At 72.6% G+C, this 15,258-nt stretch carries 11 protein-coding genes; 7 read left to right on the forward strand and 4 right to left on the reverse strand.

Features of this window, described 5'->3' with window-relative positions:
• Positions 1–52: 52 nt before the first annotated feature.
• The 4 genes from ABIE38_RS16300 to ABIE38_RS16315 all read left to right on the forward strand — a co-directional run bounded on the left by ABIE38_RS16300 (position 53) and on the right by ABIE38_RS16315 (position 5,142).
• Positions 53–1,879, forward strand: coding sequence for a phosphoenolpyruvate carboxykinase (GTP) (locus tag ABIE38_RS16300; protein ID WP_354058060.1), 1,827 nt, complete (start codon positions 53–55; stop codon positions 1,877–1,879).
• Positions 1,880–2,050: 171 nt separating this feature from the next.
• A complete protein-coding gene (locus ABIE38_RS16305) occupies positions 2,051–2,767 on the forward strand; it encodes a hypothetical protein (RefSeq protein ID WP_354058062.1) in 717 nt (238 codons plus the stop codon).
• Positions 2,764–4,419: a sensor histidine kinase gene (locus ABIE38_RS16310; RefSeq protein ID WP_354058064.1), complete on the forward strand. Its 1,656-nt coding sequence runs from the start codon at positions 2,764–2,766 to the stop codon at positions 4,417–4,419. Before ABIE38_RS16305 ends, ABIE38_RS16310 begins: the two co-directional genes overlap by 4 nt.
• A gap of 60 nt (positions 4,420–4,479) precedes the next feature.
• Positions 4,480–5,142: a response regulator transcription factor gene (locus ABIE38_RS16315; RefSeq protein WP_179523602.1), complete on the forward strand. Its 663-nt coding sequence runs from the start codon at positions 4,480–4,482 to the stop codon at positions 5,140–5,142.
• A 119-nt stretch (positions 5,143–5,261) separates the two neighbouring features.
• Here the strand turns inward: ABIE38_RS16315 and ABIE38_RS16320 are convergent, their stop codons facing one another.
• Entirely contained in the window at positions 5,262–6,776 is a 1,515-nt protein-coding gene (locus ABIE38_RS16320; protein WP_354058066.1) for an aldehyde dehydrogenase, read from the reverse strand.
• Between the two features lie 48 nt (positions 6,777–6,824).
• Positions 6,825–7,631 (reverse strand): class I SAM-dependent methyltransferase, encoded by an 807-nt coding sequence (locus ABIE38_RS16325; protein ID WP_354058068.1) that lies wholly within the window; start codon positions 7,629–7,631, stop codon positions 6,825–6,827.
• Positions 7,632–7,687: 56 nt separating this feature from the next.
• Between ABIE38_RS16325 and ABIE38_RS16330 the strand changes: the two genes are divergently transcribed.
• Positions 7,688–8,968, forward strand: a complete 1,281-nt coding sequence (locus ABIE38_RS16330; RefSeq protein WP_354058070.1) for a glycosyltransferase family 4 protein — start codon at positions 7,688–7,690, stop codon at positions 8,966–8,968.
• Here the strand turns inward: ABIE38_RS16330 and ABIE38_RS16335 are convergent.
• Positions 8,913–10,751 (reverse strand): MmpA family trehalose lipid delivery protein, encoded by a 1,839-nt coding sequence (locus ABIE38_RS16335; protein ID WP_354058071.1) that lies wholly within the window; start codon positions 10,749–10,751, stop codon positions 8,913–8,915. The genes ABIE38_RS16330 and ABIE38_RS16335 overlap by 56 nt on opposite strands.
• A gap of 63 nt (positions 10,752–10,814) precedes the next feature.
• Between ABIE38_RS16335 and ABIE38_RS16340 the strand changes: the two genes are divergently transcribed.
• Positions 10,815–12,041 (forward strand): oligosaccharide flippase family protein, encoded by a 1,227-nt coding sequence (locus ABIE38_RS16340; protein WP_354058073.1) that lies wholly within the window; start codon positions 10,815–10,817, stop codon positions 12,039–12,041.
• Positions 12,042–12,198: 157 nt separating this feature from the next.
• Here the strand turns inward: ABIE38_RS16340 and pgfA are convergent, their stop codons facing one another.
• Entirely contained in the window at positions 12,199–13,572 is a 1,374-nt protein-coding gene (gene pgfA / locus ABIE38_RS16345) for a cell envelope lipid trafficking protein PgfA (RefSeq protein ID WP_354058075.1), read from the reverse strand.
• Between the two features lie 103 nt (positions 13,573–13,675).
• On the opposite strand from pgfA, the gene ABIE38_RS16350 reads away from it, so the two are divergent.
• Positions 13,676–14,917, forward strand: coding sequence for an acyltransferase family protein (locus ABIE38_RS16350; RefSeq protein WP_354058077.1), 1,242 nt, complete (start codon positions 13,676–13,678; stop codon positions 14,915–14,917).
• The last annotated feature ends 341 nt before the right edge of the window (positions 14,918–15,258 follow it).

A 15,258-nucleotide genomic window follows, 5' to 3' on the forward strand; every position in this document is an offset into this window, starting at 1 on the left:
GGGTTGACGATAGTGTGTGATCGATACCATGCACCGTGTACGAGGAGCTGTGATGACCACCACCACCATTCCCGGCCTCGAGGGTCAGGCGCCAACCGATCACGCGGAGATGCTCGCGTGGATCGCCGAGGTCGCCGAACTGACCCAGCCGGACCGGGTCGTCTTCGCCGACGGCTCCGACGAGGAGTGGAACCGCCTCACGACGGAGCTGGTGGAGCACGGCACCTTCGTCAGACTCGACGAGTCCAAAAAGCCCAATTCCTTCCTCGCCCAGTCCGACCCCAAGGACGTCGCGCGCGTCGAGTCGCGGACGTTCATCTGCTCTGAGACCCAGGAGGGCGCCGGTCCCACCAACAACTGGCGGGACCCGGTCGAGATGCGCGAGCACATGACGGGACTGTTCCGCGGCAGCATGCGCGGTCGCACTATGTACGTCGTGCCCCACTGCATGGGCCCCCTCGACGCCGAGGACCCCAAGCTCGGGATCGAACTCACCGACTCGGCCTACGTCGTGGTGTCCATGAAGATCATGACCCGGATGGGCACGGCGGCGCTCGAGAAGATCGGCACCGACGGCGCCTACGTCAAGGGACTGCACACCGTCGGCGCCCCGCTCGAGCCCGGCCAGGCGGACGTCCCGTGGCCGTGCAACGAGGAGAAGTACATCACCCACTTCCCCGAGACCCGGGAGATCTGGTCCTTCGGATCCGGGTACGGCGGCAACGCGCTGCTGGGCAAGAAGTGCTTCGCCCTGCGGATCGCCTCCGCCATGGCCCGTGACGAGGGCTGGATGGCCGAGCACATGCTCATCCTCAAGCTCATCTCCCCGGAGGACAAGGTCTACTTCATCGCCGCGGCCTTCCCGTCCGCGTGCGGGAAGACCAACCTCGCGATGCTGCAGCCCACCATCGAGGGCTGGCGCGCGGAGGTAGTGGGAGACGACATCGCCTGGATGCGTTTCGGCGAGGACGGCCGGCTCTACGCCGTCAATCCGGAGTACGGCTTCTTCGGAGTCGCGCCCGGCACCAACTACTCGTCCAACCCCAACGCCATGAAGACGCTGGAGGCCGGCAACTCCATCTACACCAACGTCGCCCTCACGGACGACGGCGACGTGTGGTGGGAGGACCTGGAGGGGACCCCGGACCACCTGATCGACTGGCTGGGCAACGACTGGACGCCCGTCGGCGACGGCGGGGCGGGCAACGCCGCCCACCCCAACTCCCGCTACTGCGTGCCGATCGACCAGTGCCCGGTCACGGCCCCGGAGTTCAATTCACCCGAGGGCGTGCCGATCTCGGCCATCCTGTTCGGCGGACGCCGCGCGGACACCGTGCCGCTGGTGAGCGAGGCCCACTCGTGGAACCACGGCGTCTACATCGGCGCCACCCTCTCCTCCGGCCAGACCGCGGCCGCCGAGGGCCAGGTCGGCGCGGTCCGCCGCGACCCCATGGCCATGCTGCCGTTCATCGGTTACAACGTCGGCGACTACTTCCAGCACTGGGTGGACATGGGCGCCCGGGGCGGAGACAAGATGCCCAAGGTCTTCCTGGTCAACTGGTTCCGCAAGGGCGCGGACGGTCGCTTCCTCTGGCCCGGGTTCGGCGAGAACAGCCGGGTCCTCAAGTGGGTCGTGGACCGCATCGAGGGCCGGGTCGAGGCGGACGAGACCGTCGCGGGCTTCACCGCCCGCGCCTCGGACATCGACCTCACCGGCCTCGACACCCCCCTCAAGGACGTCGAGGAGGCACTGGCCATCGACCCCGAGGAGTGGCGCCGCGAGCTCCCGCTCATCACCGAATGGCTGGAGTTCTGCGGACCCAAGGTCCCGGCCGAGGTGCACGAGCAGTTCGCCGCCCTCAAGGAGCGTCTGGGCTGAGACCGGCGGGACGAGAACTAATGTCCCGGAGACAGATCCGCGAGCGGGCCGCACCCACACCGGGTGCGGCCCGTTCGCGGTCCGTGTGACCGAACCCTCTTTCCAAGATCCTCATTCGGTGGGACAGTAGCTGCGTCATCAATACACTGAGCGCATGTGTGGAGGAGTGGCATGAGGGTCGCCGCTGCCGGACTCATCGCCCTCCCTGTTCTCGTGGGAGGGCTCGGGCTCGCGGCGGCGGTCGTCGTCCTCGGCTCCCCGGAGGCCACCGCACCCAGCGCCGACGAGGTGGCCGAGGAGGTCGCCGCTCCGGGGTCGGGGGGACCGGTCACCCGAGACGGCACCGTCATCGAGGGGTCGAGGCCGCACCTGACGGTGCGCTCCGGGATGCCCTCGCTCATGCTCGCCGGGACGATCCCGGGATTCCTCGCCCTCCTCCCGGCCTCGGCGAGCCCCCTGCCCACCCTGTCCCCTTTCTCGGACGCCACCGCAGATCCCGGCGGTCCGGTCTCCGGCCGGCCGGCGGGTCCGGCCACCGTGCCGTCGACTGTCGGCCGCCCGGTCCCGACCGTCAGGAACCCCTCCCCCGTACCCGACCCCCGCGTCGGATCCGCCCCGACGACGGACTCCGGGGCGTCGGCTCCCCGGCCGACCGTTCTCGGCGGTCCGGCGCTGCTCACGGTCGACCCCACGGCGGGGCCCGAGACAGACCCACCCGCCGTCGGCAGGCCCCCGACCGACCGCACACCTCCGCGACACGCCTCGGAGACGGGACGCCCCGATCACGCGGGGACCACGGGGCCGCCCCCGCACGCCTCGGCAGACCCGCGCGGTGACGGGGCGCTGCGGGACTCCTCGCGGTCCTACACCCGTTCCTCTCCGGAGTGACCCCGCGACTGGGAGGGGCGCACTCGGTCCGGTGGTGGTATTCGGCGCGCCTACGCATCACGCTGGGCATCACCCTCACCTCTGCCGCCGTGTTCGCCGCGATGGTGCTGTTCACGCTGCAGGTTCTCCACCTCACCGCTGAACGGACGACAGACGCCCGTCTCAACCGCGAGGCCGCGGACTTCTCGACGTTCATGGACGCGGGCATCCTGCCGTCGTTCGAGTCGGAGAACCCCACCACCGAGCAGTTGATCCGGGCGTACCTGGCCCAGCAGTACCCGTCTCCCGAGATCATCCTCGTGGGGACCGCCACCACCTCGGGGACGCAGTTCACGCTCTCGAGGTTCAGCTCGGAGGACGACGCCCTGTTCCCTCCGGCGATGCGGTCCCAGATCCAACGGATCGGATTGGTGTCGGATGAGGGGTCCGGTGTCATCGACGGCACCGTGCGGTGGCGGAAGGCCGAGGTCGACAGCCCGGCCGGGCCCGCCAACATCGTGGTCGCGATCAGTGACGCCCCGACCCGCGAGGACACCGGTCGCGTCGCCGACCTCCTGCTGAGCACCGGCGCCGGCGGCATCGTCCTCAGCGCGCTCGTCGCCTGGCTCCTGGCCGGCCGGATGATCGTCCCCGTCCGGAGGATCCGTGAGGCCGCGGAGACGATCTCCGCCGCGGACCTGTCACGACGGGTTCCCGTCGACGGTCCGGACGAGATCGTCTCCCTGGCCGACACGGTCAACGCGATGCTCGAGCGCGTGGAGGAGGCCTATCGGACGCAGAGAGAGTTCCTCGACGACGCCGGCCACGAGCTCCGCACGCCCCTGACCGTGGTCCAGGGGAACCTGGACCTCATGCCCGAGGATCCGGAGGAGAGGGCCGAGACCACCCGGATCATGCAGGACGAGCTGTCCCGGATGACCCGCATCGTCGAGGACCTGCTCACCCTGGCGCGCTCCGACCGCCCCGACTTCCTCCAGACGGCCCCCACCGACGTCGCGGAGCTGGTTCTGGACGTCGAGGCGAAGATCGACGTGATCGCCGACCGCGAATGGACGGTGCTCCCGTACGCCGAGGACGTCGCCCTTCTGGACCAGCACCGGATCACGCAGGCGCTCATCCAGTTCTGCTCGAATGCCGTGCGGTTCACCGGCCCGGGGGACCTGATCGAGATCGGCTGCCGGGTCATCGCCCCGGGGGACCCGACGGTCACCGACGATATGGCGGCCGGCCCGCTGCCCGACCCACCGCATCGCGAGAACTACCGACGCCGGTTGTTGTGGTGGGTGCGCGACAGCGGCCCGGGGATCCCGCCCGGCGAGGAGGAGACCATCTTCGAGCGGTTCCACACCGCCCGCGGTCAGCTCCGGGACGGTCGCGGGGGGACCGGCCTCGGCCTGGCGATCGTCGCGACGATCGCCCGAGCCCACGGGGGCCGCGCGTTCGCGTTCAACGCTGCAGGCGGGGGGGCCGCGTTCTGCATCGTCGTGCCCTACGTCCCCGCGAGCTTCGAGTCCGACGCCGGGGACGACGCGGACACCGACGTCGACGAGGCCACCCCCACTGTCGGCCGGGGGTACGAACGTCGCCGCCGATCCGGCCGGGGACGGTCCGAGCGGAGCCGGCGATCCGGCGCACCCGGGGACACGACCTGATGACACGCTCGGATCACGTGCTCCGCGTGGGATACTCCATTGTCTTAGAAGGAGGGTTGCATGACGAATGTGCTCGTCGTGGAGGATGACGACCTCATCCGCTCGGTACTGGTCAAGGCACTCGGTGGCGCCGAGTACACCGCACTCGAGGCGGTGGACGGGGACAGCGCGCGGTCCATCCTGTCGACCATCTCCGACATCGATCTGATGTTGCTGGACATCGGCCTGCCGGACATCGACGGCCTGACGCTGCTCCGCGAGGCGCGGGACCGTGGCTTCGCGGCTCCCGTCATCATCCTCACGGCCCGCGACAGCGTCGCGAACACGGTCGAGGGACTGGACTCCGGGGCCAACGACTACATGGTCAAGCCCTTCCGTGTCCCGGAGCTGCTGGCCCGCATCCGGCTCCGTCTGCGCGAGCACGAGGCCTCGGAGGACCCCGGCATCCTCGAGCACGCCGGCATGCGCCTGGACATCCGCACCCGCCGGGTCGAGGTCGACGGCCGGATCCAGGAACTCACGAACCGCGAGTACTCGCTGCTGGAGATGTTGCTGCGCAACAAGGGCGAGACCATCAGCCGTGAGCAGCTGCTCGAGAGCGTGTGGGGGATGGACTTCGACCCCGGTTCGAACATCGTCAACGTCTACATCCGGTCGCTGCGCCGCAAGATCGGCGAGAACAAGGTCCACACCGTCCGGGGCGTCGGCTACCGCGTGGAGTGACGGCTCCACCCCCACCCGGACCACAGCAGCGCCGGACCCGTGATCGGGTCCGGCGCTGCTGTGGTGCCGGGTGGTGTGGGCCGTCTGGCCGGGCGACCCACACCACGCTCAGACGGGGCTCACTCCGCGGGCGCTTCCCACCCGAACGGCATGAGCACGCTCTGCAGCTCGCAATAGGCGTCCAGCCCCTCGGGTCCGTTCTCGCGGCCCAGGCCGGAGTTCTTGAAGCCGCCGAACGGCGCGCTCGGGTCGAAGGCGTACCAGTTGATGCCCATGGTGCCGGTGCGCACCCGCTGCGCCACGGCGAGCGCGGCGTCCGGGTCGGCCGAGTACACGGCGCCGGCCAGACCGAACTCGGAGTCGTTGGCGATCTGCACGGCCTCGTCGACCGTGTCGTACGCGATGACCTGCAGCACCGGCCCGAAGATCTCCTCCTGGGCGATGGTCATGGAGTTGTCGACGTCGCTGAACACGGTCGGCTGGACGAAGGCACCCTCGGCGACGCCGGCGGGCAGGCCCTCGACCTTCCCACCGCCGTAGGCGATGGTCGCGCCCTCCTCGACGCCCTTGCGGATGTACCCCTCGACGCTGTCCTTCTGCTTGTGGTTGGCCAGCGGGCCGAAGGCGGTGCCCTCGGCGGACGGGTCGCCGACCGGCATGGCCTTGACGTTCTCGACCAGGGCGTTGACCACCTCGTCGTAGCGCGACCGCGGGGCGAGGATGCGGTTCTGGGACACGCACGCCTGGCCGGAGTTCATCAGTGCGGAGAACACCATGGTCCCGGCGTTGGCGGCGATGTCGGCGTCCTCGAGGATGATCGCGGCGCTCTTGCCGCCGAGCTCGAGCGAGCAGCGGGTGAGGTTCTGGGCGGCGATGCCGGCGATGTGCTTGCCGACTCCCGTGGAGCCGGTGAACGAGATCTTGTCGACCTCCGGGTGCGAGACCAGGTGGTCGCCCACAGAGCTCGGGCCGGTCACCACGGACAGCACCCCCTCGGGTAGTCCGGCCTCGCGGAACAGGTCCGCCAGCCACAGCGCGGACAGCGGGGTCGCGGACGACGGCTTGAGGACCACCGAGCTGCCCGACAGCAGGGCCGGGCCGAGCTTGGCGGAGTTGAGGTACAGCGGGACGTTCCACGCGGTGACGGCGGCCACCACCCCGACGGGTTGGCGGGTGACCACCGAGGCGCCGTAGTCACCGTGCCGGACCTCGGACCACGGGAAGTCCGCGGCCAGCCTCGCGTAGTACCGCAGCACGCCGAGCGTGGGTGTCACCTGGATCATCGCGGCGGTCCCGGGAGGGGTGCCCATCTCGTCCGAGAGGATCTGGCAGACCTCGCCCTGGCGTTCCTCGAGCATGTCGGCGACCCGGCCGATCAGCGCGCCGCGCTCGGCGGGCGGGGTGAGCCGCCACACGCCCGACTCGAAGGAGTCCCGGGCCTGGCTGACCATCTCGTCGACGTCCTCCGTGGTGGTCTCCGCCACCCGCCCGACGACGGCGTTCGTGGCCGGGGAGGTCACCTCGAGAACCCCGGTGGACAGGGGGGCTGTCCAGCGCGTGCCGGAGAAGAGCTTGTCATGGACGACGACCACGGGGACCTCCGAGAGGTAGAAAACAAGAACGTGTTCCACCATGGTAGACGAGTGTCCGAGTCCCCGGGCGGACCTCGCCGCCCGCGGCACCTACCGGGCCCGCAGCACGAGCACGAGGTTCGAGACGAGGACCTCGCGGATCAGCGGCACGCGCACCAGCCACCACGCCCACCTCGGGTGGTACCGCGGGAAGGCGGCCAGCAGTTCGCCCGATGCCGTCCCCCGCGCCCACTCGAGGCCCTCCGCGCACCCCACCTCGAACAGCGAGTCGCCGTAGACGTTCTTCGGCGGGTGCCCGTGCCGGCGTTCGTACATCCGCCGCGCCCGCTCTCCGCCCAGGTAGTGGGTCATCCCCATCTCGTGACCGCCGAAAGGGCCGTACCAGAGGGTGTAGGAGACCACGACGAGGCCGCCGGGTCGCGTCACCCGGAGCATCTCCTCGGCCATCGTCCACGGCTCGGGCACGTGCTCGGCCACGTTCGAGGAGATGCACACGTCCACCGAGTCCGACCGGATCGGCAGCGACATCCCGCTGCCCCGGACCGAGCCCGACTGGTCCAGACCGGCAGCGGACATCTCCCCCACGTCGGGCTCCACGGAGACGTACCGCGCGCCCTCGGCGGCGTAGGCCTCCGAGAAGTACCCGGGCCCACCCCCCACGTCGAGCACCGTGAGCCCCGGGAGCCGGGCGCCATGAGGGTCCCCCGGCCGGTCCCCGGACTCCGCCCACAGGTCCGCCACCAGCTCGACCGTGTCCCGCGCCAACCCGGAGTAGAAGGCGTCCGGATCGGACTGCTCCAGGGGGAACGAGCGCAGGAGCCCGAGCGAGCGCCCGAAGGTGGCGCGGCGGGCCACCGAACGCAGTGCGCTCGACCGGTGATCTGCAGGTGGGGTCACAGCGCAGACGATACCGGCGGGCCTCCGGCCGACCCGCGCTGCGTACAGTGTGCGCCGTGGCTCGAATCCTGCTGCTGTGCTGGCGTGACAGCACCCATCCGCAGGGCGGCGGCAGCGAGCGGTATCTGGAGCACGTCGCGGACGGACTGGCGGCCGCGGGACACACCGTCGTCTACCGGACCTCCCGTTCCAGCGGCGCGCCCCGCTGGGAGGTGAGACCGGCGGGTGTCAGCGCAGCCGGTGTCAGCGCAGCCGGAGCCACCGGGCCCGGGGTCACGGTCAGTCGGGGCGGCGGCCGCTTCACCGTCTACCCGCGTGCACTGGGCGCGATGCTCCTCGGGCGCCTCGGGGTGGGACCACTCGGCGCGCTGCGGAAGCCCGACGTCGTCGTCGACACCCAGAACGGCGTCCCCTTCTTCGCCCGGCTCGCCACCACCGCGCCCGTCGTGGTGCTGGTCCACCACATCCACCGCGAACAGTGGCCCGTCGCCGGGTGGCTGGTCGCGAGGATCGGGTGGTGGATCGAGTCGTGGCTCTCGCCGCGCGTGCACTCGGGCAGCCAGTACGTCACCGTGTCGCTGCCGTCGGCGGACGAGCTCGCCGACCTGGGTGTGGATCCGGCCCGCATCGCGGTGGTCCGCAACGGCCTGGACCCGCTGCCCGCCGGGGTCCGACCGGGCGCGCCCGGGGCCCGCGCCGAGGGCCCGCACCTGGTGGTGCTGTCCCGGCTGGTGCCGCACAAGCACGTCGAGGACGCCCTGGACGTGCTGGCGGCGCTCCGCCGGACCCACCCCGGGCTGGTCCTGGACGTGATCGGCAGTGGGTGGTGGTCCGACCGCCTCCGCGAGTACGCGGTCGACCTGGGCCTGGACAGGGGACCGGACGGCACCGGGCCCCGCCACCCCGCGGGTGCGGTCGTGTTCCACGGGCACGTCGACGAGGCCACCAAGCACCGGATCCTCGCCGCGGCGTCGCTCCACCTCATGCCCTCGCGCAAGGAGGGCTGGGGGCTCGCCGTCTCCGAGGCGGCGCAGCACGGCGTCCCCACCATCGGCTACCACCACGCGGCCGGATTGAGGGACTCGATCGACGACGGCGAGACCGGCCTTCTCGTGACCGACGTCGCGGCCATGAGGTCGGCGGCCGAGCGCCTGCTGGCCGATGCCGGCCTGCGCGACCGGATGGGCGAGGCCGCCCGTCGCAAGGCCGCCGGGCTCTCGTGGCCCGCGACCGGGGCGGCGATGGCCGAGGTCCTCACCGCCGTCACCGAGGGGCGCCGGGTCAGCGGCGTGATCGGCGACCCGCCCAGGCGAGCACCGTCGCCACCAGTCCGGTGAGCAGCCACCCCGCGTGCGCGGCCAGGACCGCCGCCCGGGAGACCCCGGGGGCCGGGGGCGGGGAGACGGGCCCGGCGGCGAGCTCCGGCCCGTCCGGCCCGCCCAACTCGTAGAGGACCAGTTCGGCGTCGGCGAACCTCGTCGTCGTCGCCGCCAGGGTCCGGTCGGACGCTCCGCGGGGACCGGCAGAGGTGCGCTCGTCGAGCACCCACCGCACGCCCAGGTCGGTCAGCTCCCGGGGGTCCTGTCCGCGCAGCAGCGCCTCGGTGGCCTCGCGGGCGCGGTCGCCCTCCCCTGCCACCGTGCCGGCGCGGCCCACCACCAGATCGCCGGGGACCAGCACCCGGGTGTCGAGCATGCGGGGAGCGGGATCGAGGACGGCGGAGCCACCGACCCACAGCGGGGTCGAGCGGAAGGACCCGGCCGGCAGGACCAGCAGGTCGCCGGGATGGCCGTCGACGATCCCCGCCACCGTCGCCCACCCGTCGCCGTACGTGACCGGGCGCAGCGAGTCCCACAGGACGCGCGGCGCGTCCGGGACGGCGGACACGGCCACGGCCGTCAGCACCAGCGCCGCACCGGCGGGTCGCAGCCGCGAGACCAGAGCCCGGGAGGCGACACCCCAGGCGAGCACGGTGGCCGGCAGGGCGAGCGCGACGAATTTCTGGGTGTCACGCAGCAGGCCGGCCGCCGGCACCGCCCTCACCAGCGCGTCCAGCGCCGCCACGCCGGGCCCCGTCGCGGCCAGGGCCACGAGCAGCCACGTCACCAGCGCGAGCGGGACGGTGGCGCGGACCGCCGGGTCGCGGCGGGCCCGCCACAGCCCGCGGGCCGCCAGCACCCACACCGCCAGGAGCAGCGCCAGCGCGGCGGCCGCCCACCAGCTCGCGCGCGAGGGCGGGACGGCCGCCGAGTTCCAGATCCCGCCCAGCGCCACCACCGAGCCGAGGGTCCCGATGCCGGTCTCGGCGCGGGCGGCGAACGCGGCCACCCCGGTGTCCCCGCCGGACGTGGCCCCGCCGGTCGTGGCTCCGCCGGCGAGCAGGGTGGCCACAAGCCAGGGCAGTGCGGTCACCACGGCGACCGCCGCGAGCGCGGACGCCGCCCTGAGGCGGCGTCCGGCGTCCGACCCCGACCCCGCGCAGCCCAGCGACACCGCCGCGGCCACCACCGCCAGCACCCAGCCCGTCGGGGTGAGCCCCGCCGCGACCAGCGCCGCGCACGCCGCCGCGACGCGGGGGCCGGGACGGGCCAGCAACACCGGCATCGTCACCACCGCCGCCACCCCGGCCAGCAGCGACCAGTGACCCTGTAGGAGCCGCTCCACCACCAGCGGGTTCCACACCGCCACCACGACGGCGGGCGCCCTCAGCAGATGGCCCGCCCACCCGGGCGCGTCGGCGCCCGGCCCGGTCGCACGCCGCACCACCTGCCGGACCAGGGCGCCCGCCGCCACCGCGAGCCACACGCAGAACACCGCCGTGAGCAGCCCCGTCAGCGGCCACACCGGTAGCCCGACCGCCTCCAGGGCGCGGGTCGCCCAGACCACCGCCACGTCCTGCGGCACCGCGCGGGCGGCCGACTCGCCGAGCCCCAGCGCGGCGTCCGACAGCGGGGGTGTGGGCGTGGCCACCCAGTCCCGGAGCAACGGGAACCCCGGGCGGGCCAGTCCGGCCAGCAGCAGAACCGTCACCACCGCCCCGACCGCGGCGTCCACCGCCACCGCCACACCCTGGCCCGGGACCGCGAACCCGCGACGCGGACCGATCGGGGTGGCTGACATGCGCACATTCCACCACGACGACCGACGCGCCGAGGCCGCGGGCGACGCCCTACGATCACCGGTGTGGACCCTCAGGCGCACGCGGCGGCACCCGGCTCCGCCACCAGGCGATTCCTGACCGGCGCCGGGGCGGTGACGCTCGGGTCGCTGCTGGCCAACATCGCCGCCTACCTGCTGCACCTGCCGGCGTCCCGGTGGCTCGGGCCCGAGGGGTACGGCGCGTTCGCCGCCCTGCTGTCCGCGCAGTTGTTGGTCGCGGTGCCGTCGCTGGCGCTCCAGGCCGTGGTGGCCCGGGAACACGTCCGCGGGGCCCCGCACGAGTCGCTGCGTTCCCTCGGCGCACGGGTCGCGCTGCTCGTGGCGCTGATCGCCGCGCTCGCCGTGGCCCCGGTGTCACTGCTGCTCGACACCCCGGTGCTCGCCACCGCCGCCGCCCTGTCCCCGGGCCCGGTGCTGTGCCTGTTGGCCACCGAGCAGGGGCTGCTGCAGGGGGCCGAGCGATTCCGCGCGCTCGGGATGGTGCTCGCCCTGGCGGGTGCGGGCAAGGTCGTTCCGGCGGTCGCGGTGCTGGCCGCCGGCGGCGGGGTCGGGACGGCGCTCGCGGCGGGTGCGGTCGGCGTGGCCGCGGCCTGGGTGGTGGCCGCGTGGGTGTGCCGGGCGACGACGACGAGGAGTCCCCGTCACCCTGCCGGCGGGAACACCCTGGCGTCGCCCGGTGTGGCAGCCGTGCTGGCAGCCGGTCAGGTCCAGCTGGTGATGATGGCCCTGACCTCGGTCGACCTGCTGCTGGCTCGCGCACTGCTGTCCCCCGAGGACGCGGGCCGCTACGCGCTCGGCGCCGTGGCCGCCAAGGCCGCGTTCTGGCTGCCCCAGGCCGTCGGCACCGTGCTCTACCCGAGGATGGCCGACCCCGCCGGGCACCGCGGCGCCGTCCGCTCGGCCGTGGGCGTGCTGCTGGGGATCGGCGCGGTGGTGGTGCTGGCCGCCGCGCTGGCGGCCCCGCTCGTGCCGGCCGTGGTGGGCGAGGCCTACCGGCCGGTCACCGGGGTGCTGTGGGCCTTCGCCGGCCTCGGCGTGACCCTCAGTGTCCTGCAGGCGTTCCTCCTGGCCACCATCGCCACCAACCGGACCGTGGAGGCGGGGATCGCGTGGTGCGGTCTGGTGCTCACCGCGGTGGCCGTGTGGGCGGCGCCCCGCGAGCTGGGGTCGGTTCTGGGGGCGACGCTCGTCGTCGTCGTCCTCACCACGATCGTCGCCGGCTGGAGGGCGTTCCGGGTCCGCCCGGCCTGAGGGCAGGCCACCAGGCCAGCCAACGAGAAGAGCGTCCCGCACACCCGCCTCTCGGGCGATGTGTGCGGAACGCTCTTGTCGATGCGGGTGATGCGGGTGATGCGGGTGGTGCGCCCGCCCGAGGTGCGAGCCCGCCGGCCCCGGGATCAGCGGCGCGTCAGGCGCGCGTCGCCGGCCCGGCGCCCCCGTCCCCGCGGGCACCGCGGGTGCCACGCGTGCCCCGGGTCGTGCGCCCCCCGGCACCGCTGCGGACACCCAGGAGGATGCCGCCGAGCACTGCCAGCACGCCCAGCACGCCGAGCACGGCCGGCAGGATGCGACCGAACGTGTTGAGCGTGTCGGCGGTCTCCTGGGCGGCGGACTGGGTGATCTCCTTGGTCTCCTCGTTCCAGCCGGACTCGAACCGGACGGCCGTCCGGGTGGGCTCGGCCTTCTCGGCCTCCATGCCCGCCGCGTCGGTGAAGAAGGCCTCGGCCTCGTCCTGGTCCTCGGCGAAGAACTGGTAGATGTTCTCGTTGCCGTTGATCACCTGACCGGTCTCCGGGTTGACGTACACCGTGCGGGTGTTGGTGTAGTAGCGACGCATGTCGACCTCGCGCTCCGGGTCGCCCTCCAGGCCCCACTGGCTTGCGGTCATGCCCTCGCGCCGGTAGCTGGCCAGTACGGCCTCCACGGCGGGGTCGTAGCCGTCGGTGATCGAGGCGAAGTGGTCGCGGATCGAGGCCCACATGTCGATCGGGCCGAGTTCCTGTCGGAACTCGTACGCGTCGATGCCGCCGACGGTGGTCTCTCCGACGAAGGAGATCGGGTTGGTGGTGAAGGTGCTGGCGTCGAAGTAGTCGTAGTCCCGCTGCTCGGTGTCGAACGGGAACTTGTACTGCAGGCCGTTGCGGACGAACCCGGTGGGCGCGGTGTCGTCGGGGCTGCCGGTCGCGACCAACTGCAGGGTGCTCACGGCCTCGTCGATCGGCTCGGCGGACACGCGGTCCACGGTGACGCGGTCGATGGAGGCGTTGACCAGGCCCTCGACCCCGTCCGATCCGGTCTTGTCTTCGCGGAGCAGCGACTGCGCGGCCTGGAACGTGATCACCTCGGCGTCCGACGGCTCGACCGCCTGGACACGGCGCTGCGAGTAGAGGGGGATGTCGTTGTCGATGAAGCAGGTGACCGGGAACTGGACCTCGGAGTCGTCGGCCTCCGCACCGTCCTGGGTCTCGACGACCTCGTCGTCGCCCGCCGCGCCGTCCCCGGGGGCGTCCTCGTCGTCGGCCGCGTCGTCGGCGCTGCACTCTGGCCGGGTGGAGTTGAGCTCGGTCGGCGAGTTACCGGCCAGGGCCGCGCCCACCAGGACCGCGCCCTGCGTGGTGTCGGTGACGGTGGTGGTGTTGATGTCCAGCGGGGTCTTCTTCTGTGCCGGCACGACGAAGAAGACGAGCGCCAGTGCGATAGTGATGAGGAACGCGCCGAGCCCGACGAGGACCAGCGCGGGCACCGGCGACCTCCGTCCCGCGGAACTGCTCTGTCGTGCCATCGGTTGTCCTCCTGGAGTCGCACCCTGGATCCGCCGGTTACCGCCGGGTAGCTTCCCGCGTCGGTCACCGGACCGGACCATCATCAGGAGAAGATTAACAGTGATGAAGAACGCATTCGCCACCCCCGACCGACAAGTCGGAACTCTCCCGTCCGCCACCGGCTTCGTGCCGGCGCTGGAGGGCTTCCGCGCGGTCGCCGCACTCGCGGTCCTCACCACTCACGTCGCCTTCCAGACCGGTTCCTCCACGGGGTCGGCGATCAACCGGGTCTGGGGCCGGTTCGACCTGTCCGTGGCGGTCTTCTTCGCCCTGTCCGGGTTCCTGCTGTGGCGGGCCCACGCCCTCCACGCCCGTCGGGGCGGGCCCGGAACCGCGCGGTCCGCGGGGGCCTACCTGCGTTCCCGCCTCGTCCGGATCATGCCGGCCTACCTCGTTGTGGTGGCCGCGGTGTTCCTGCTCATCCCCCAGAACGCGCACAGTTCGGCCTCGACCTGGACGGCCAACCTGACACTGATGCAGGTGTACGTGCCCGACTCCCTGGTCGAGGGTCTGACCCACGCGTGGTCACTGTCCGTGGAGATGTCCTTCTACCTCGTCCTGCCGCTGCTGTGGTGGGCTCTCGCCGGTCTCCGTGGCCGCGCCGCGCGGTGGCGCATCCCCGTGATCACGGCTGTGGGGGTGCTGAGCCTGGCATGGGCCCTGCTCCCCTGGTACCAGCTCGGACTGCCCGAGCGGATCAACGACCAGATCCTGCCCCCGGCGTTCGCCTCATGGTTCGCGGCGGGGATGATCCTCGCCGAACTCGCCGCCGCCCCACCCGGGCGCCTGGCCGCGTTGGCCCGGCACCGCCACGCGCGGTGGGGCTGGTGGGCCGTGGTCGCGCTGGCGTTCGGCGTCAGCACCCTCCCGCAGTGGTTCACCGAGGGGTTCGTGCACCCCTCCGGGCCGGAGTTCGCGGCCCGGACCGCGCTGGGCGCCGTGGTGGCGTTCTGCCTCCTGGCCCCGGTCACACTGGCTCCGCGGGGGCAGCGGTTCGCGGTGCTGGACTCCGGCGTGATGGGAATGCTGGGACGGTGGTCCTACGGCGTGTTCCTGTGGCACGTGCTGGTCCTGCACTTCGCGTTCCAGATCGCGTTCGTGCCCATGTTCTCCGGCCACATGCTCGAGATCTGGCTGATCACCGTGGTGGTCTCGGTCGTGCTCGCGGCGGCCAGCTACGCGCTCGTGGAGGAGCCGTCGGGGCGATGGTTCGCCCCCCGGCGCGCCCCCCGCGGCACGCCCAGTACCGACGGCCAGGCCGCGGCCAGCCCGGCGCAGACGAGCCCGGCCACCGTCGCGACCTGAGGGCCCCACCCGTCACCGGCGTACCCCAGCGGGTCCGGCCAGGGCGCGCGGGCGAGCAGCGCGGCGCCCGCGACGATCCCCACCCCCGACCCGGCGACCAACAGCTGCCGGGCCCGCCCCGCGCCCAGGTGGCGACTGGCCATCAGCGCACCACCGCCCAGCGCCGCCGCCAGACCCAGCCCGACCGGGCCCGCCAGGGCGTAGGCGACCGCCGCCGTCGCCGTCGCGATGACGACTCCGCCCGCACGGCGCACCTCGGCGCGGGCGCCCGCGCGGTCCCGGCCCCTGAGCAGGAAGAGGACCAGCACGAGCGCCAGCACGAACGGTCCGGTCAGCAGCGC

The sequence above is a fragment of the Dietzia sp. 2505 genome (assembly GCF_040546785.1).
Taxonomy (GTDB): domain Bacteria; phylum Actinomycetota; class Actinomycetes; order Mycobacteriales; family Mycobacteriaceae; genus Dietzia.